Below are 16,081 nucleotides of genomic sequence, written 5' to 3'. Positions count from 1 at the left end.
ACGATGACCTTGGCGCCGGCCTCCACCGGTTCGGCTGCGGTTTGCGCGGACGCGGAACCCGCCACCAGCATTTCGGCGATGAGCGCCGCCAGTACGGTTTTCCGCATATTGTTGTTAGGCATATTTTGTCTCCGATAGTTATATGAATGTAGGAACTTGGTAGTACCTGTTTCTCTCGTCGGTTTATTGTTTTGCCTGCTACATTGCATCCTACGTAGCTAGTCAATTGCAAACCAATCGTTTCTTTGTGAAACAGTATTCCGAAAACATATAACTACGGCACAGGTGGACGGCCCGCAGGGCTACCAGAAGTCGGTGCTGCCGTTCCGTGCCGTGCGGCAGGAACAGTTCTTGCCATTGAGACCCCGGCTGGCGGGATCGCCACGGCGTTCGCGGAGCCAGGTTTTGACTGCCGGGGCAATCGCTTCTTCCGGCTGCCGCGTGTCGCCGCTCTGCTGCCGCGCAAAGGACAGCGCCATAGACAGTAGCGAGTATCCGCAGACCGAACGCCTCGCTGTCGATATTATTGGGAGAAACGAGGCAGCCGCCCGCAAAGGCGATGGGCCCCGCCCAGGAGATCCTTACACGGCTTCCAGCACGCCGCGGCGCATCTGGTCCAGTTCGATGGATTCGAACAGGGCCTTGAAGTTGCCCTCGCCGAAGCCCTGGTTGCCCTTGCGCTGGATGAACTCGAAGAACACGGGGCCGAGCTGGTTCTCGGAGAAGATCTGCAGCAGCAGGTCGCCCGGCGCGCCGTCGACCAGGATCTTGCGTTTCTTCAGTTCCGCCAGCGATTCGCCGTGGCCCGGGATGCGGCGGTCCACCAGCTCGTAGTAGGTGTCGATGGTGTCGAGCAGATTGATGCCGCTGGCGCGCAGCGCGTCCACCGTGGCGTACAGGTCGCCGCTGCCCATGGCGATGTGCTGGATGCCTTCGCCGTTGTACATGTTCAGGTATTCGGTGATCTGGCCCGGACGGTCGGTGCCTTCCTCGTTGATCGGGATGCGCAGCTTGCCGCACGGGCTGGTCATGGCCTTCGATTTCACGCCGGTAACCTGGCCTTCGATGTCGAAGTAGCGGATCTCGCGGAAGTTGAACAGCGTCTCGTAGAAGCTCACCCATTCGGCCATGCGGCCACGGTGCACATTGTGCGTCAGGTGGTCGATATAGGTCAGGCCATGGCCAACCGGGTTCGGGTTGGCGCCGGGGATGGCTTCGAAGTCCGCGTCGTAGATGCTGATGTCGCCGATGGCGCCCGGCGTGGCGCCATTCTTGCCCTTCCAGCGGTCCACCAGGTAAATCAGCGAATCGCCGATGCCCTTGATGGCGGGGATATTCAGTTCCATCGGGCCCGGCTGGCCGCCGAAGCCCCAGGCGCCCAGTTCCAGCGCGCGGCGGTGCGCCTTGCCTGCGTCCTGCACGCGGAAAGCGATGGCGCACACGGACGGGCCATGCTGGCGCGCGAAGCGCTGCGCGAACGAATCCGGCTCGGCGTTGATGATGAAGTTGATTTCACCCTGGCGATACAAGGTCACTTTCTTGCAGCGGTGTTTGGCGATGGCCGTGAAGCCCATGGCTTCAAAGGTCTTGCCCATGGCGACCGGGTCCGGCGCTGCGTATTCAATGAACTCGAAACCATCGGTGCCCATCGGGTTGTCCCACAATTGCGTAGTCATGCAGATCTCCTCTAGTAATAGAGAAATTTTATCTATTTCTTGCGAACGTTTAGTTCATAATGTGCGCAATAACCAGTGGAATCTGCACAAAACGTGCATGGAAAGGACGAAACTCATGACTACCATCAGCGTAGACCGGCACGACCTGGCCCTGCTGGCCGAATTGCAGCGCGACGGCCGCGCCACCAACAGCGCCATCGGCGAGAAAGTGCATCTGTCCACCTCGCAGGTCAGCCGCCGCATCCAGCGCCTGGAAGAGGCGCGCGTGATCGACCACTACGCCGCCATGCTGGACCCGCTGGTGGTGGGCCTGGGCGTGATGGCCTTCGTCCATGTGACCCTTGACCGCCACGGCACCGCCTGGGGCGACACCTTCGAGCAAGCCGTCAGCGACCTGCCGGAAGTGCTGGAATGCTTCTCCGTGACCGGCGAGGCGGACTACGTGATCCGCGTGGTGTCGCACGACCTCGCTTCGTTCTCGGAATTCATGATGAACCACCTGCTGCGCATTCCCGGGGTCACCAACGTGAAGTCCAACATCTCGCTGAAGAAGGTCAAGCAGGTGACCGAGCTGCCGCTGGACCATATCGCGCAGCCCCGCCCTTCCAAGATGCGGGTGCATTTCGCGCAATAGGGCCGCGCCCAGCCGATGTCGGCACCGTCTTACAACAGCGCGGGACGTGCGCCCCTTCATGCACTCCCGGCCGGCTCCCATACTGACCATGCACCGATTCCGTCAGGAGAACACCATGGCATCCAGTAACGACAGCAACACCGGCGGCAAAGACCAGCGCGATGCCGATCCGCGCAATTCGCAACAGGCTGCGGCGGGCAACGTGGCCAACGGGCACCCCGCCAACAACGTCATCACGCCGCAACGCGACGGCATGCCGTCGACCGAGCCCGGACGCACGACTGTGGACCGGGGCGCGGGCGACTTCTCGTCCCAGCGCCACGGCCAGTCCGTCCAATCCGAGCAGTCGGCGCGGACCGGGGCGCCGCAGGGCGGCCCCACATCCGGCGAGCGCGGCACACGCGGTTCCGGCATGCCGGTCGACAGCGGCGCCGGGCAGCTGGCCGACGACCGGCCGGGCCGCGATACGCCCAAGGGCGGATGAGGCCCCGGCGCCGCGCGGGCGTGGCCTCAGCGGCGCGCGACGCAACGCCCCTCCCGCCGGAGCGGCCGGCCTGCTAGAATCGGGAACGATATTCCAAGCAAGAGGCAGAGCGTGGCGGACAAGAAGGCGGATCAAAAGACCAACCCGAAGGCGGCCCCGAAGACCGACGCCCATGGCCTGGCCGGGCAGGCGACAGCCGGCGCGGAAACCAGGGGCGCATACCGCAGCGGCGTGGCCGCAAGGCTGGCGGGGCTGCCGGTGGAAACGCTGCGCGTGTGGGAACGCCGCTACAGCGTGTCCGGCGCGGACCGCTCGCCGCACGGCCAGCGCCTGTACTCAGCCGAGCAGGTACGCCGCCTCGGCCTGCTCAAGCGCGTGGTGGACCTGGGCCATCCGATCGGCACCGTCGCCGCCCTGCCCTTCGACGAGCTGGCCGCCATGGCGCGCGCGCTGCCGCCGGCGCCCGAACTGGCGCGCGAGGGCGCAGCCGCGCCGCTGCGCGTGGCCGTGGTGGGCGCCGCCATGGCGCGCCGCCTGGCCTCCGTACGCACCGAACCGGCGCTGGACATTGTCCACACCTGCGCCACGCTGGACGCCGTGCCGGCGTCCCTGCCCGGCGTGGCCGCCGACGTGCTGCTGATCGAATCCTCCGAAATGTCGGCCGACACCGTGCCGCTGATCGCCGCCGCGCGCGCTGCCGTGCCGGGCGCCGCGCTGGTGGTGATGTACCGCTTCTGCGACAGCGCCACCGTGCGCCGCCTGCGCGAACAAGGCTGTCTGGTAGCGCGCGTGCCGGCCGACCCGGCCGAGGTGGCGGTGCTGTGCAGTTCCGCGCTGGCCGGGCTGCCGCTGCAGTCGCTGCCGGTCACGCCGCCGGCGCCGCCGCGCCGCCTGGACGAACAGGCCCTGGCCATCCTGGCCAGCGCGCCCAACAGCATCAATTGCGAATGCCCGCGCCACCTGGCCGACATCCTGATGATATTGGGCAGTTTCGAACGCTACAGCCAGCAATGCGCCGCCCGCAACGAGGACGACGCGGCACTGCACCAGGAGTTGAGCAACTCGGCAGGCCACGCGCGGGTGATGCTGGAAACAGCGCTGGAACGGCTGGCGCGCGCGGACGGCTTGCCGCTGCCGCCGTCGCTGGACGAGTAGCGGTTTCGCCGGCCCGCTTAACTGCGGGCGCGGCGCTTGAGCAGGCGCATGAAGCCGCCCAGCAGCGGAATTTTCTCGTACAGCTCTTCCGCCGCGTCCCAGTAATCGCGGTGCATGGACACGCGCCCGTCGGCGCCGAATTCGAGATGGGTGGCGCCGCGTATGGTCTGCCGGCCGGCTGCGCCGCGCATGCCGAATCGGAATTCCCAGGTCAGGAAGCCCTGCCCGTCCTGCGCCATGAATTGCGTCACCAGAAAACGCGGCTCCTCCACCCGCTTGAACATATGCTCGAAGATGCCGATGATGGCCGCGTGCCCGCGCACCTCGTTGAACGGATCCTTGAAAAATGCGTCCGGCGCGTAAACGCCGCGTACCTGGCCCAGCGTGCCGGGTTCCAGTGTCTCGTAAAAGCGCACCAGGCGCCGCATGGGGTCCAGCTGCAGATGCAGTGCTTCATTCATAGTCCGGTTACCTTTCGTACCATCCAGAAGTAGGCGCTGTAGGGCAGCAGCCGCAGCAGACGCATGCTGTTGCTGAAGCGGCGCGGGAAGTGGATGTGGAAGCGGCCACGTTCCAGGCCGCTTAGCAGTGCCTTGGCCGCCGCCTCGGGCGTGATCAGCGCGGGCATGTCGAAGTCATTGCCGGCAGTGAGCCCGGTATCCACGAAGCCGGGATTGATCTGATACACGCCGATGCCGCGCCGCGCCAGGTCCAGGTACAGCGTTTCGGTCAGGTTGATCAGCGCGGCCTTGGTCGGGCCGTATGCCAGCGCCTTCGGCAAGCCGCCATAACCGGCCACCGACGCCACGATGCCGATGCCGCCCCCGCCTTGCTTCAGCAGTGCCGGCAGCACCGCGTCCAGGCAGTTGTACACGCCGCGCAGGTTCAGATCGAGCAGCTGGTTGGCCTGCCGCAGATCGAAGCTGTCCGCGCGCATGGCGTGGTAGCCACCCGCCACCACCAGCACCAGGTCGATGCGCCAGCCGTTGTCCACGATGCGCTCGCGCGCCGCGTGCAGGCTGGGCCCATCGGTGATATCGAGCGGCACAGCCAGCGCGCGCGGCTGGCCTTCGCACAGCGTCTCCAGCAGCGGCGCGCGGCGCGCCGACACGGCCACGCTGGCGCCCCGTTCCAGCAGCAGGCGCGCGGTGGCCGCGCCGATGCCGCTGGAGGCCCCGATGATCCAGACGCAGCGGCCATGCCAGTCGCCGATCGGCTTATTGAGCGCCATCGCCGTCCTTGGGTTTGATGAAGGTGAGCGTGACCGAGCCGAGATCGACGCCGAACTTGCTCATGGCGGCGCGGTTCAGCATCACGTTCTCGTCGATCATGAACATCCAGTCTTCGAAATCGACGTTGATGATGCGGCCGTCCACCGGCAACGCCAGCACGTAGTTCCAGCGCAGCGCGTTGCCCGCCACCACGCCCAGGGCCTGGCCCACCACGTCCGCCGCCGTGCCGGTGTAGCGTCCCGGCCCCGTCTTGCGCAGAGTCCAGACGCGGCGCTGGCGGCTGCCGTCGGCGTACAGGAATTCCTCGTCCAGCGTGCCGGTGTCGCCCTGCCAGGTGCACAGCATGGTGACGGTGAAGCGCTTCTTCACCGCGCCGCCGCGGTCCTGGAACATGCCGTAGGCAAGCACGCGGCCGCTGAAGTAGCGCTGCACGTCCAGCAAGGGCTTTTCGGCCGCGTAGTGGGCCGGTTCGGGCGCCGCGCAGCCGGCCAGGCCGCCGAGCAGCGCGCTCAGGGCCGCACCGGCAAAGCAGGCCCGCAGTATGGTCGCTCTCATTGATTTCTCCCATTCAAGTCATTCAGGCTGCCCCTGGCGGCGCGCATCAGCATCAGCCAGGCCAGCAGTTTCAGTGCGCAAGGCAGCAGCGCATAGGTGGCGGCCAGCGCGCCCGAGCCCTGCGGCGCCATTGCCGCCACGGCAACGTCGGGCATGCCTCCCGCTGGGCCGGCACCCGGTCCAGGGCTAGCGCCGCCCGGCTCATAACCGAGCAGGGCCAGCAGCGGCAATGCGCCGCCCGCCGCCAGCGCCAGCGCCAGCTGTGCGCACCAGTTCCACCACGCGAAGTAAGGCGCTGCCGACGGCGCGCCTGCAGCGGCGGCGGCGCCGGCCTCGGCCCGCCACGGCGCGGCGATCAGGCCCGCCAGCAAGGCAGGCGGCAGCGCCAGGTCCGCGCCGCCGGCTATCCCGGTCAGCACGCAGATGACGGCGAAAGCGGCGCCGTCGCCCGGACCCAGCGCGTAAGCCCAGATAAAGATCAGCGCCGACAGCAGCATGCCGGCCTGCCAGGCGGCGACCTCTCCCCGGCGCCGCGCGAGCACAGACCACAGCGGCATCGAGGCGGCCGCAGCCAGCAGGTACAGCACCAGCAGCGGCCCGGCCCAGCTATCCGGCAACAGCAGGCGGTCGGCTGCGAAGAACACGAACAGCGTGGCAGGCACTGCGCCGGCCAGCGCGCTCACCGCGTAGACCGCGAACAGGGCCCGGAAGCGCGGTTTGCGCCAGGGCGCCGCCAAGGCGGCCAGACCGTTCAGCTCGGCGGGAAATTCGCCGCCTGCAGGCCGGGGCACGCGGCGCAGCAGCAGCCACGCGGCGGGCAGCAGGCAGGCGCCGAAGACCAGCGCCAGCGCACCGTAGCCAAGTACGCCGCTGCACCCGGCCGCCAGCACCGCGCCCAGCAGGCCGCAGCCTTCGCGGGCCGACATCAGCCGCACCCGCTCCGGGGGCGACGCGGCAATGGCCGCCCCCCAGCTCTGGTGGGCGATCGTCGCCAGGCCGTAGCCCAGGTAGACCAGCACCAGCGCGCCGGCGAACCAGGCCAGCAAGGCGCCGCCGGACAGCGCCGGCGGGTGGAACAGCGCGCCGTAGCCCCCCAGCAGCGGCGGCAACGACCAGGCAACGTGCCATGCATAGCCGCGCCGGTTGCGCGCCATCCACCAGCCGAGCAGCGGATCGGCCAGCGCGGCAAGCACGCGCACCGCCAGCAGCGCCGCGCCCACTTGCGCCAGCGCCAGGCCACCGCCCCGCACATACAGGGGCGGCGCGAACAGATAGACGGGCAACGCCACCATTGCCAACGGCAGCGCGAACAGCGCGTACGACGACACCTCCGGCGATGCCGGTGCGGCCCGCGACGGCGGGCCCGGCGCAGCTTGCCCGGACGGTGTCGGCAGCGGCGGCGACGGCCGCGGCGGGTGCGCACTCATGGCTTGGGCGCCGCGTCGCGCAGCAACGCCTTGCGCAGCGACGGCGCGGTGGTGCGCGGCGACAGCCAGATGGCAAAGAAAGCCTGGGCGAACCTGTCGTCCATGGCGGGGTCCATGCCCGCCTCCCGCCGGCCGGCCAGCGGCGCCCCGTTCAGGTAGAAGCGCACGCCCTGCCCCGGAACATAGCGGCCGGCGATGCGGTCGTGCTCCCTCACGTCGGGGAAAATGCCACGCATGGTCTCCAGCCAGGCCTGGCGCTGCTCGGCGCTGCCCAGCCCCAGCTTTTCCATCTGCTCGGCGCTGGCCTGGGCGATGCGGCCGCCCTGCAAGCTGCGCTCATAGCGCAGCTCCAGCACGAACGGCGCGGCGCCCGGTTCGCTGTCGCGGTAGCCTTGCGACCCTACCCACAGGCGCGCATCGTAGATCAGCAGCCCGAAATAGCGGTAGCTGCCCTCGCCGGCCAATCGCACTGGCTGCAAGTCTTCCACGATCGCCAGCGGCGCCGGAGGCGTCACCGCCGACGCGCCCGCGCTGGCGGCCAAGGTGGCGGCCAGCAGCATGGGCGCGGCCAGCAAGCGTGCCGCCCGAGTGCTCGGCCAGGTCCATGCCCGGCTCCACGCCGGCGGGCGCGCGCTGGCGCGCCCGGCACGCTCGGCTTTCATGTCAATCCTTCACCAGGGTGAATTGCACCACGTCGGTGTTGCCAGCGTCGAATGCCCCTTCGCAGTAGGCCAGGTAAAACTCCCAGGTGCGCATGAAGCGCGCATCGAAGCCCAGCGGCGCAATCTGCTCCTGCTCGCGCAGGAACGCTGCGCGCCAGCGACGCAGCGTTTCCGCGTAGTCGCGGCCAAAACGCAGCTCCTGCTCAACCCGCAGCCCGTGCTGCGCCGCGTGCCGCCGGAACTCGGCTTGCGAAGGCAGCATGCCGCCCGGGAAAATGTACTGCTGGATGAAGTCCGTGCCCTTGCTGTAGCGCTCGAACAGCTCGTCGGCGATGGTGATGGTCTGCACGCACGCGCGCCCGCCCGGCTTCAGCTTGCGCGCCAGGCAGGCGAAATAGCCGGGCCAGTACTGCTGTCCAACCGCCTCGAACATCTCGATCGAGGCGATGGCGTCGTACTGGCCGCCGGCGTCGCGGTAGTCGCACAACTGGAGCTCGGCCCGCTCGGCCAGACCCGCGCTGGCCAGCCGCACCTGCGCGTAGGCCAGCTGTTCGCGCGACAGCGTCAACCCCGTCACGTGCACGCCGGCGCGCGCCGCCGTTTCGGCGAAACCGCCCCAGCCGCAGCCTATCTCCAGCACACGCGCGCCATGCTCCACCTGCAACTGCGCCAGGATGCGGCCGTACTTGGCGGCCTGCGCCTGTTCCAGACTCATGCCCGGCTCCAGGAACAGCGCGCTCGAATACGTCATCGAGGGGTCCAGCCAGCGCTGGTAGAACGCGTTGCCAAGGTCGTAGTGGGCATGGATATTCTTCCTGCTTCCCCGCCGCGAGTTCCGGTTCAGCAGGTGGCGCACACGGTAAAGCAGACTGCCCCACCAGCTGCCGTACATCAGCGATTCGAGTTCCGCGCGGTTGCGCGCCAGCAGCTCCACCAGGCCGGGCAGATTGTCGGTGCTCCAGTCGCCGGCGATGAAGCTCTCGGCCAGGCCGATGTCACCCGAGCGCAGCACGGCGCCGCATAGCTTCCAGTTGGCCAGCCGCAGCGTAACAGGCGCGGCGCCTTCGCCGTACAGCGCCGTGGCGCCGTCGGGCGCCTGCAGCAGTAGCGCGCCATGGCGCAGGCGCGCCAGCGCCGCCAGCAGCAGGCGCGCCGCAGCCGGCGCGCCTGCTGCAAACCGGTTCACACTGTGGCTGCCGTGTGCGGAAGCAGCGCGCTTCAGGACGCAGCCTGTCATCGGCAAGGGAGTAGTCATTTCGAAAGGTCCTCGTTGGGTGCTGCGGGTTTGGTGAAGAAGGGTGTGCGTTTGCACCACAGGCGCAAAGCCTGCCAGTGGATCCTGGCCATCACAGCCAGCGTCAGCAAGGGATGCATGGCGCAGGCGCGCAGCACCGCGCCATCGCTGAGCGGTTGCGCGGTGCCGCTGATGCTGGTCGACAGCGCCAGCTCGGGCCCGTCCAGATAGTCGATGCAGGCCAGGTGCCGGTCGCCTCCAGCGCCTGGCTCCGCGCCGCGCTGCGCGCGTACGAAACGGAAGCGATAGCTGCCGCGCAGCGGCAAAAACGGCGACACGTGAAATGCCTTTTCCGCCTGCAGCAAGGCGCCGTTGGCGATGGCCCCGCCGTTCTCGAGCAAGTACAAATGGCGCTCGCCGAAAGTATTGCGCACGTCGCACAGCACCGCGCGCAGGCTGCCATCGGCGCGATGGCAAAACCAGAACGACACCGGATTGAACAGATAGCCGAGCACGCGCGGCATGGTCTGCAGCCACACGGCTCCGTCCGCGTCGTGCACGCCGTGCCGCTGCAGCAGCCCGCCTATCCAGGCGTGCAACGGCTGCGCGCCGTCGCCGTGGTCGGCGTCATGGAAGGACAGCAGGTTGAGGCGGTTGCGCGAGAACCAGCGCAGCGCAGGCACGCCGGCCGCCAGCGCGTGCACCGGCACGCGCAGATAAAACACGCCATAGCTGAAGGCATTGCGCACCGGCCTCAAGCGCTTGTGGCGCACCTGGCCGAGGCACAGCTGGATGGCGTCGCGTTCCTTATGCGGCATGGCTCAGCGCCGATTTCCGCACCAGTGCCGCCGCGGCCTGCAGGCCGGACTTCAGCCCGTCCTCGTGGAAGCCGTAGCCGGTCCAGGCGCCTGCGAACCACACATGGCCCTCGCCCTGCAGCGCCGCCAGGCGCGCCTGCGCCGCCACCGCGCGCTGGTCGAACACCGGGTGCGCGTAGTCGAAGCTGGCCAGCACGCTGCCCGGCGCCGGTTCCCCGACGGGATTGAGCGACACCATTACCGGCGTGGTGAACGGCAGCGGCTGCAGCATGTTGAGCAGATAGTGCACGCACACGCGCGGCGTGCCCAGTTCGTCCACCCCGCCCTGGTAATTCCAAGCCGACCAGGCCTTGCGCCGCGCCGGCAGGCAGCTGCTGTCCGTGTGCAGCACGGCGCGGTTCGGCTGATAGCCGATCGCGCCCAGCACTTCGCGCTCGGCCCTCGAGGGCCGCTCCAGCAAGGCCAGAGCCTGGTCGCTATGGCAAGCCAGCACCACCTCGTCGAACAGCTCCGTCCCGCCATCGGTACACAGCGCCACCGACAGCGCCCCGCCGGCAGCAGAACGGCGCAGCGAGCGCACCGGCGTGTTCAGGCGGCGCTGGGGTATGCCCTCGAGCATGCGCCGCACGTATTCGCGCGAGCCGCCTTTTACCGTGCGCCATTGGGGACGGCCGCTCACCTGCAGCAGCCCGTGGTTGTGGCAGAAGCGCACGAAACTGGCCAGCGGGAATTCCAGCATTTGCCCGGTCGGGCAGGACCAGATGCAGGCCGCCATCGGCAACAAATACCAGTCGCGGAAAGCCTGCCCGTAACGGTGCAGGTCGAGGTAGTGGCCGAGCGACAGCTTGGCGGTGCCTGTGGCGGCGGACAGGCCGCTGCCGGGCGTGCCGCCGTCGGCCAATGCGGTTGCCAATGCCGTGGCGGCCCGATTGAAGCGCAGGATGTCGCGCAGCATGCCGAGGAAGGCTGGCCGCAGCAGATTGCGGCGCTGGGCGAACACGGTGGCCAGGCTGGCGCCCGCCCATTCGAGCTGGCCCTCGCCTTCACCCAGCGGCAGTTTGACCGAGAACGACATGTCGGTGCCGGCCGTTTCCACGCCCAGGTCCGCGAACAGGCGCGTCAAGTGGGGATAGGTGGCGTTGTTATAGACCAGGAATCCGGTGTCGACGCCGTGCGTCACGCCGTCCAGCGTGACGTCCACCGTGTTGCTGTGGCCGCCGAACCAGCCGCCGCCTTCGTACAGCGTGACGTCCTGGCCCTGCTGCGCCAGGCGGTGCGCGCACGCCAGCCCGGCAATTCCAGCCCCTACCACCGCTATTTTCATGACCTGTCCTCGTGTTATCGGATGAACTGCTCATCCAAGAACAACATTACGGACAATCACGGGTCACGTCCAGCAAATGGGGACTGTGCGGGCCATGTTTCCCGTTCAATTGCGGGTCATGGCATCCTTGAGGTAAGGCGCCGTACGGCTGGCCGCGGCCCGCGCCACGTCGGCCGGCGTGCCTGCCGCCACGACGAGGCCGCCCGCCTCACCCGCGCCGGGGCCGACGTCGATGATCCAGTCGCTGGCGGCCAGCACCTGCATATTGTGCTCGACCACCACCACGGTATTGCCCGCATCGGCCAGCCCGTGCAGCTGCGCCAGCAGCCGTTCGATATCGGACGGATGCAGTCCGGTGGTCGGCTCGTCCAGCACGTACAGGGTGTTGCCGCGCGCAACGCGCTGCAGTTCGGTGGCCAGCTTGATGCGCTGCGCCTCCCCGCCGGACAATTCGGTGGCCGGCTGGCCCAGCCTGAGATAGCCCAGCCCGACTTCGCGCAGCACGTCCAGCGCGCGCCGCAGCGGCGGCTCGTCCGCGAAGAAGTCCCAGGCCGCGTCTACCGTCATGGCCAGCACCTCGGCCACGTTGCGCTCGCGGTAGCGCACCGCCAGCGTCTCGGCGTTGTAGCGCGCGCCGTGGCACACCGGGCAAGGCGCGTACACGCTGGGCAGGAACAGCAGCTCCACCATCACGAAACCTTCCCCCGCGCAGTTGGCGCAGCGGCCCTTGGCCACGTTGAAGGAAAAACGCCCGGCGTCGTAGCGCCGGGCGCGCGCCTGCCGGGTGGCGGCGAACAGCTTGCGCACGTGGTCGAACAGGCCGGTGTAGGTCGCCAGGTTGGAGCGCGGCGTGCGGCCGATCGGCTTCTGGTCGACCTGCACCAGCCGGCGCAAACCGCCCAGGCCGGCCGCACCGCCGGCGATGCGGCCGGCCAGGGCACGGCCCGCGCCTTCGCCGGCGCCGATGCCAAGGCCGCCATCGGCCAGCGCGTCATCGCTTTCACCGCCGCTGGCCGGCTGCTGCCCCAGCTGCGCCGCCACCAGTTGCACCAGCGCCTGGCTCACCAGGCTGGACTTGCCCGACCCCGACACCCCGCTCACGCTGGTCAGCACGGCGAGCGGAAAGTCCGCATCGAGCTTGTGCAGGTTGTTGCGCACCACGCCGCGCAGCTTGAGCCATCCGGCCGCCTGGCGCAGCGGCCGCCTCGGGCGCGCAGCCTTGCCGAACAGGTAGTGCGCGGTGCGCGACTGCGTCACCCGCTCCAGCCCCGGCGGCGGCCCGCTGTAGAGCACCCGCCCGCCATGCTCCCCGGCCAGCGGCCCCACGTCCACGATCCAGTCGGCGTGGCGGATCACATCGAGCGCATGCTCCACCACGAACAGCGAATTGCCGGATGCCTTGAGCCGGTCCAGCGCCCGCAGCAGCGCCTCGGTATCGGCCGGATGCAGCCCGGCCGATGGCTCGTCCAGCACGTACACCACGCCGAACAGGCTGGAACGCACTTGCGTGGCCAGCCGCAGGCGCTGCAGTTCGCCAGGCGACAGCGTCGGCGTGCTGCGGTCCAGGCTCAGGTAGCCCAGGCCCAGGTCCAGCAGCACCTCCAGCCGCGCCGCCAGGTCCTGCGCAATGCGCTGCACCACGATCACCTTCTCGGGGTGCAGCACGGCGGCGCGGCGGCGCCCGGCCTTGCCGCCGGCCGGCGCGATGCCCAGCGCGTATGGCTGCAGCAGCGCGGCCAGCCGCTGCAGCGGCAACTGCGCGATGGCGCCGATGTCCAGCCCCGCGAACGTGACCGACAGCGCCTCGGGCCGCAGCCGCTTGCCCCGGCAGGCCGGGCACTCGGCGCTCACCAGGTATTGGGCCACGCGCTTCTTCATCGACGCGCTCTCCGTGGTGGCAAAGGTCTGCAGCACGTATTTGCGGGCGCCGGTAAACGTGCCGTGGTAGCTTGGCGCCTCCTTGCGCTTGAGCGCGCGCCGCGCGTCGGCCGGGTCCAGCCCCGCGTAGACCGGTACGGTGGGCTGTTCGTCGGTGAACAGTATCCAGTCGCGGTCCTTGCGCGGCATGTCGCGCCACGGCATGTCCACGTCGTAGCCCAGGCTCACCAGGATGTCGCGCAGGTTCTGGCCGTGCCAGGCGGTGGGCCAGGCGGCCACCGCGCGCTCGCGGATGGTGAGGCTGTCGTCCGGCACCATGGACGCTTCGGTGGCATCGTACACGCGCCCCAGCCCGTGGCAGTCGGGGCAGGCGCCCTGCGGTGTATTGGGCGAGAACGATTCGGCGTACAGCAGCTCCTGCCCCGGCGGATAGTCGCCGGCGCGCGAGTACAGCATGCGCAATGAATTGGACAAGGTGCTGACGCTGCCCACCGATGAGCGCGTGGTGGGCGCGCCGCGCTGCTGCTGCAGCGCCACGGCCGGCGGCAAACCCTCGATGGATTGTACTGCCGGTACCGCCATCTGGTGGAATAGCCGCCGCGCATAGGGCGACACCGATTCCAGGTAGCGCCGCTGCGCCTCCGCGTACAGCGTGCCGAACGCCAGCGACGATTTGCCCGAGCCGGAAATACCGGTAAACACCACCAGCGCGTTGCGCGGTATGTCCACGTTCACGTCCCGCAGATTGTGTTCGCGCGCGCCGCGCACCCGCACGTAGCCCTGGTCCGCCTGCAGTGGTTTTTCCATCCGCTGTTCCTCCCTGGGAGGCAGCTTGCACCGGCCGCGCCGGCCGGTCTGTGCGCAAGCCAACCGTGCGGCCGGCGGCGCCGTATTGCGGCCTTACTGCGCTTCGATGCGCTTCAGGCGCTGGCCGTGGATGCCCCAGACGCAGTCGGCGCCGTCGACAGTGCCGCACAGCACCCAGCCGGTGCCGATCTTGCGCACGTCGACCGGCGTTTCCAGCTCCTTGGCCAGCTTTTCGGCCCACATGCGGGCGGCGCCCTGGCCTTTGAACAGTTCGTTGCCCTCGTAAATGACGGTGGCATCGAAAACGGGAACGGCAAAAATAGTATTCATGGCAAGACCTGTGTGGTGAGTGGCGGCATTTTACCGCGCTGCGCCGTGGCGCGCGACGCCAGGGTGCGCTGCCGTACAGATGAGTTAATTGGCTCAGTGCACTATGTGCCTGCAGTCAAATAATAATCCACTGGGAGAAAATTCATGAACACCGCAAAACTCATCGGCGCCATCCTGATCCTGGCCGGCATCGCCGGCGTCACCTTCGGCAGCATCAGCTTTACCAAGGAAACCCACAAGGCCAGCCTGGGCCCGATCGCCTTTGCGGTACAGGAGAAGGAAACCGTCAACATCCCGCTGTGGGCCAGCATCGCCGCCATAGCCGCCGGTGCGGCCGTGGTGGCGGCCGGCTCACGCAAGCGCTGAGGAGCCTGCCCGCTGCAGCAGCGCGCTGCAGCGCGCGGACAGGTGCGTCAGTTCCAGCCGCTTGCCAGCCTTGGCGTAGCGCTCGCGCAGCGCCTCCAGCGCGGCGATGGCCGAGTGGTCGGCCAGGCGCAGGTGGCGGCAGTCCACCACCACGCGTGCCGGGTCGGCGGCGAGCGCAAACAATTCCTGGAAGTGCGTGGTGGAGGCAAAGAACAGCGTGCCGCGCGGGCGGTAGGTGCGCACGCCGGGTTCGCTGTCGTCCAGCTCGGCGTGGATTTCGCGCGCATGCTGCCAGGCGAAGCTGAGCGCGGCGATCACCACGCCGCACACCACCGCCACCGCCAGGTCGGTCGCCACGGTGATGGCGGTGACCGCCACGATCACCAGCGCGTCATGGCGCGGCACCTTGCCCAGCACCCGCAGCGAACCCCAGGCGAACGTCTGCTGGGCCACCACGAACATCACGCCCACCAGCGCCGCCAGCGGGATGCGTTCGATCCATGGCGACAGGAACAGGATAAACAGCAGGATCATGCCGCCGGCCACCACGCCAGACAGGCGCGTGCGCCCGCCTGAACCCAGGTTGATCATGGTCTGGCCTATCATGGCGCAGCCGCCCATGCCGCCGAACAGGCCGGAGGCCACGTTGGCCGCGCCCAGCGCCACGCATTCGCGGTTGGCCTGGCCCTGGGTGCCCGTGATGTCGTCGGTAAGGTTGAACGTCAGCAGGGTTTCCAGCAAGCCGACCATGGACATCAGCACCGCGTACGGCAGGATGATGCGCAGCGTCTCCAGCGTCAGCGGCACGGCGGGCAGGTGGAAGCCTGGCAGGCCGCCGGCGATGTTGGCCATGTCGCCCAGGGTGCGGGTGGGCAGGCCGAGCAGCGCGGTCAGCAGGCCGACGCCGGCAATCGCGGCCAGGGCCGGCGGCACCGCCCTGGTGAACCTGGGCAACAGCCAGACCACGGCCATGGTCAGCGCCACCAGGCCCGCCATCATCAGCAGCGGCGCGCCCTGCAGCCAATGGCCGTCGCGCTTGAAATGCTCCAGCTGCGCCCCGGCGATGACGATGGCCAGGCCGTTGACAAAGCCCAGCATGACCGGGTGCGGCACCATGCGGATCAGCGATCCCATGCGTAGCAGGCCGAACAGCGCCATCAGCACGCCGCCCAGCACCACCGTGGCCAGCAGGTACTGCACGCCGTGCTGCGCCACCAGCGCCACGATGACTACCGCCATGGAACCGGCCGCGCCGGAAATCATGCCGGGGCGGCCGCCGAACAGCGCGGTGATGACGCAGATAAAGACGGCGCCGTACAGGCCCATCAGCGGGTTGAGCTGGGCCACCAGTGCGAAGGCGATGCATTCGGGCACCAAGGCGAAGGACGTGGTGAGTCCGGCCAGGACGTTGTTGCGGATAGCGTTCATGGTTGTCCCGCGCCGGACCGGCTGGGGCAGAGCTGAAGAAAGGGCGGCAAGTATACCAGAAGCCATGCCGG

16 protein-coding genes are annotated in these 16,081 nt (G+C 68.5%); 4 read left to right on the top strand and 12 right to left on the bottom strand.

Annotated elements, in window-relative coordinates; all coding sequences use genetic code 11:
- Nucleotides 1–581 precede the first annotated feature (581 nt).
- Nucleotides 582–1,676: a 4-hydroxyphenylpyruvate dioxygenase gene (gene hppD / locus ASD15_RS06345; RefSeq protein ID WP_057153948.1), complete on the bottom strand. Its 1,095-nt coding sequence runs from the start codon at nucleotides 1,674–1,676 to the stop codon at nucleotides 582–584.
- 115 nt (nucleotides 1,677–1,791) lie between these two features.
- On the opposite strand from hppD, the gene ASD15_RS06340 reads away from it, so the two are divergent.
- The 3 genes from ASD15_RS06340 (at nucleotide 1,792) to ASD15_RS06330 (ending at nucleotide 3,949) form a co-directional block, all read left to right on the top strand.
- The gene (locus ASD15_RS06340; RefSeq protein WP_057153947.1) at nucleotides 1,792–2,310 is read left to right on the top strand and encodes an Lrp/AsnC family transcriptional regulator; all 519 of its coding nucleotides are present in this window, start codon (nucleotides 1,792–1,794) and stop codon (nucleotides 2,308–2,310) included.
- Nucleotides 2,311–2,425: 115 nt separating this feature from the next.
- Complete coding sequence (locus ASD15_RS06335; protein ID WP_057153946.1) at nucleotides 2,426–2,794, top strand: hypothetical protein; 369 nt, start codon at nucleotides 2,426–2,428, stop codon at nucleotides 2,792–2,794.
- Between the two features lie 111 nt (nucleotides 2,795–2,905).
- The gene (locus ASD15_RS06330) at nucleotides 2,906–3,949 is read left to right on the top strand and encodes a MerR family transcriptional regulator (protein ID WP_229418081.1); all 1,044 of its coding nucleotides are present in this window, start codon (nucleotides 2,906–2,908) and stop codon (nucleotides 3,947–3,949) included.
- 17 nt (nucleotides 3,950–3,966) lie between these two features.
- Here ASD15_RS06330 and ASD15_RS06325 read toward each other — a convergent pair whose 3' ends face one another.
- The 10 genes from ASD15_RS06325 to ASD15_RS06280 form a co-directional block, all read right to left on the bottom strand.
- Nucleotides 3,967–4,410, bottom strand: coding sequence for a nuclear transport factor 2 family protein (locus tag ASD15_RS06325; protein WP_057153945.1), 444 nt, complete (start codon nucleotides 4,408–4,410; stop codon nucleotides 3,967–3,969).
- Complete coding sequence (locus ASD15_RS06320) at nucleotides 4,407–5,180, bottom strand: SDR family oxidoreductase (RefSeq protein ID WP_057153944.1); 774 nt, start codon at nucleotides 5,178–5,180, stop codon at nucleotides 4,407–4,409. Before ASD15_RS06320 ends, ASD15_RS06325 begins: the two co-directional genes overlap by 4 nt.
- Nucleotides 5,167–5,736 carry a DUF3833 domain-containing protein gene (locus ASD15_RS06315; RefSeq protein WP_082551612.1) on the bottom strand — a complete coding sequence of 190 codons (570 nt, stop codon included), beginning with the start codon at nucleotides 5,734–5,736 and terminating at the stop codon, nucleotides 5,167–5,169. The genes ASD15_RS06320 and ASD15_RS06315 overlap by 14 nt, the downstream gene beginning before the upstream one ends.
- Nucleotides 5,733–7,163, bottom strand: coding sequence for an MFS transporter (locus ASD15_RS06310; protein WP_057153943.1), 1,431 nt, complete (start codon nucleotides 7,161–7,163; stop codon nucleotides 5,733–5,735). The genes ASD15_RS06315 and ASD15_RS06310 overlap by 4 nt, the downstream gene beginning before the upstream one ends.
- Nucleotides 7,160–7,825, bottom strand: a complete 666-nt coding sequence (locus ASD15_RS06305) for a chalcone isomerase family protein (RefSeq protein ID WP_229418080.1) — start codon at nucleotides 7,823–7,825, stop codon at nucleotides 7,160–7,162. Before ASD15_RS06305 ends, ASD15_RS06310 begins: the two co-directional genes overlap by 4 nt.
- A gap of 1 nt (nucleotide 7,826) precedes the next feature.
- The gene (locus tag ASD15_RS06300) at nucleotides 7,827–9,080 is read right to left on the bottom strand and encodes a cyclopropane-fatty-acyl-phospholipid synthase family protein (RefSeq protein ID WP_229418079.1); all 1,254 of its coding nucleotides are present in this window, start codon (nucleotides 9,078–9,080) and stop codon (nucleotides 7,827–7,829) included.
- Nucleotides 9,077–9,877: a DUF1365 domain-containing protein gene (locus ASD15_RS06295; RefSeq protein WP_057153942.1), complete on the bottom strand. Its 801-nt coding sequence runs from the start codon at nucleotides 9,875–9,877 to the stop codon at nucleotides 9,077–9,079. The genes ASD15_RS06300 and ASD15_RS06295 overlap by 4 nt, the downstream gene beginning before the upstream one ends.
- Nucleotides 9,867–11,201, bottom strand: coding sequence for an NAD(P)/FAD-dependent oxidoreductase (locus ASD15_RS06290; protein WP_057153941.1), 1,335 nt, complete (start codon nucleotides 11,199–11,201; stop codon nucleotides 9,867–9,869). The genes ASD15_RS06295 and ASD15_RS06290 overlap by 11 nt, the downstream gene beginning before the upstream one ends.
- 105 nt (nucleotides 11,202–11,306) lie before the next feature.
- Nucleotides 11,307–13,886 (bottom strand): excinuclease ABC subunit UvrA, encoded by a 2,580-nt coding sequence (locus tag ASD15_RS06285; protein ID WP_057153940.1) that lies wholly within the window; start codon nucleotides 13,884–13,886, stop codon nucleotides 11,307–11,309.
- A 93-nt stretch (nucleotides 13,887–13,979) separates the two neighbouring features.
- A complete protein-coding gene (locus tag ASD15_RS06280; RefSeq protein WP_057153939.1) occupies nucleotides 13,980–14,216 on the bottom strand; it encodes a hypothetical protein in 237 nt (78 codons plus the stop codon).
- Between the two features lie 144 nt (nucleotides 14,217–14,360).
- Between ASD15_RS06280 and ASD15_RS06275 the strand changes: the two genes are divergently transcribed.
- On the top strand, nucleotides 14,361–14,582 hold the full coding sequence (locus ASD15_RS06275) for a hypothetical protein (protein WP_057153938.1): 222 nt from the start codon (nucleotides 14,361–14,363) through the stop codon (nucleotides 14,580–14,582).
- On the opposite strand, the gene ASD15_RS06270 is transcribed toward ASD15_RS06275, so the two are convergent.
- Nucleotides 14,568–16,010 carry a SulP family inorganic anion transporter gene (locus ASD15_RS06270; RefSeq protein WP_057153937.1) on the bottom strand — a complete coding sequence of 481 codons (1,443 nt, stop codon included), beginning with the start codon at nucleotides 16,008–16,010 and terminating at the stop codon, nucleotides 14,568–14,570. The two genes, ASD15_RS06275 and ASD15_RS06270, sit on opposite strands and share 15 nt — an antisense overlap.
- Nucleotides 16,011–16,081: the final 71 nt, after the last annotated feature.

This window comes from Massilia sp. Root351 (assembly GCF_001425045.1).
Classification (GTDB): Bacteria; Pseudomonadota; Gammaproteobacteria; order Burkholderiales; family Burkholderiaceae_D; genus Rugamonas.
This window is presented reverse-complemented; position numbering and strand designations above follow the sequence as displayed.

Coding starts and splice junctions, on each gene's coding strand:
- hppD (WP_057153948.1), bottom strand. CDS start 1,676: ATGACTACGCAATTGTGGGACAACCCGATGGGCACCGATGGTTTCGAG.
- ASD15_RS06340 (WP_057153947.1), top strand. CDS start 1,792: ATGACTACCATCAGCGTAGACCGGCACGACCTGGCCCTGCTGGCCGAA.
- ASD15_RS06335 (WP_057153946.1), top strand. CDS start 2,426: ATGGCATCCAGTAACGACAGCAACACCGGCGGCAAAGACCAGCGCGAT.
- ASD15_RS06325 (WP_057153945.1), bottom strand. CDS start 4,410: ATGAATGAAGCACTGCATCTGCAGCTGGACCCCATGCGGCGCCTGGTG.
- ASD15_RS06320 (WP_057153944.1), bottom strand. CDS start 5,180: ATGGCGCTCAATAAGCCGATCGGCGACTGGCATGGCCGCTGCGTCTGG.
- ASD15_RS06315 (WP_082551612.1), bottom strand. CDS start 5,736: ATGAGAGCGACCATACTGCGGGCCTGCTTTGCCGGTGCGGCCCTGAGC.
- ASD15_RS06310 (WP_057153943.1), bottom strand. CDS start 7,163: ATGAGTGCGCACCCGCCGCGGCCGTCGCCGCCGCTGCCGACACCGTCC.
- ASD15_RS06305 (WP_229418080.1), bottom strand. CDS start 7,825: ATGAAAGCCGAGCGTGCCGGGCGCGCCAGCGCGCGCCCGCCGGCGTGG.
- ASD15_RS06300 (WP_229418079.1), bottom strand. CDS start 9,080: ATGACTACTCCCTTGCCGATGACAGGCTGCGTCCTGAAGCGCGCTGCT.
- ASD15_RS06295 (WP_057153942.1), bottom strand. CDS start 9,877: ATGCCGCATAAGGAACGCGACGCCATCCAGCTGTGCCTCGGCCAGGTG.
- ASD15_RS06290 (WP_057153941.1), bottom strand. CDS start 11,201: ATGAAAATAGCGGTGGTAGGGGCTGGAATTGCCGGGCTGGCGTGCGCG.
- ASD15_RS06285 (WP_057153940.1), bottom strand. CDS start 13,886: ATGGAAAAACCACTGCAGGCGGACCAGGGCTACGTGCGGGTGCGCGGC.
- ASD15_RS06280 (WP_057153939.1), bottom strand. CDS start 14,216: ATGAATACTATTTTTGCCGTTCCCGTTTTCGATGCCACCGTCATTTAC.
- ASD15_RS06275 (WP_057153938.1), top strand. CDS start 14,361: ATGAACACCGCAAAACTCATCGGCGCCATCCTGATCCTGGCCGGCATC.
- ASD15_RS06270 (WP_057153937.1), bottom strand. CDS start 16,010: ATGAACGCTATCCGCAACAACGTCCTGGCCGGACTCACCACGTCCTTC.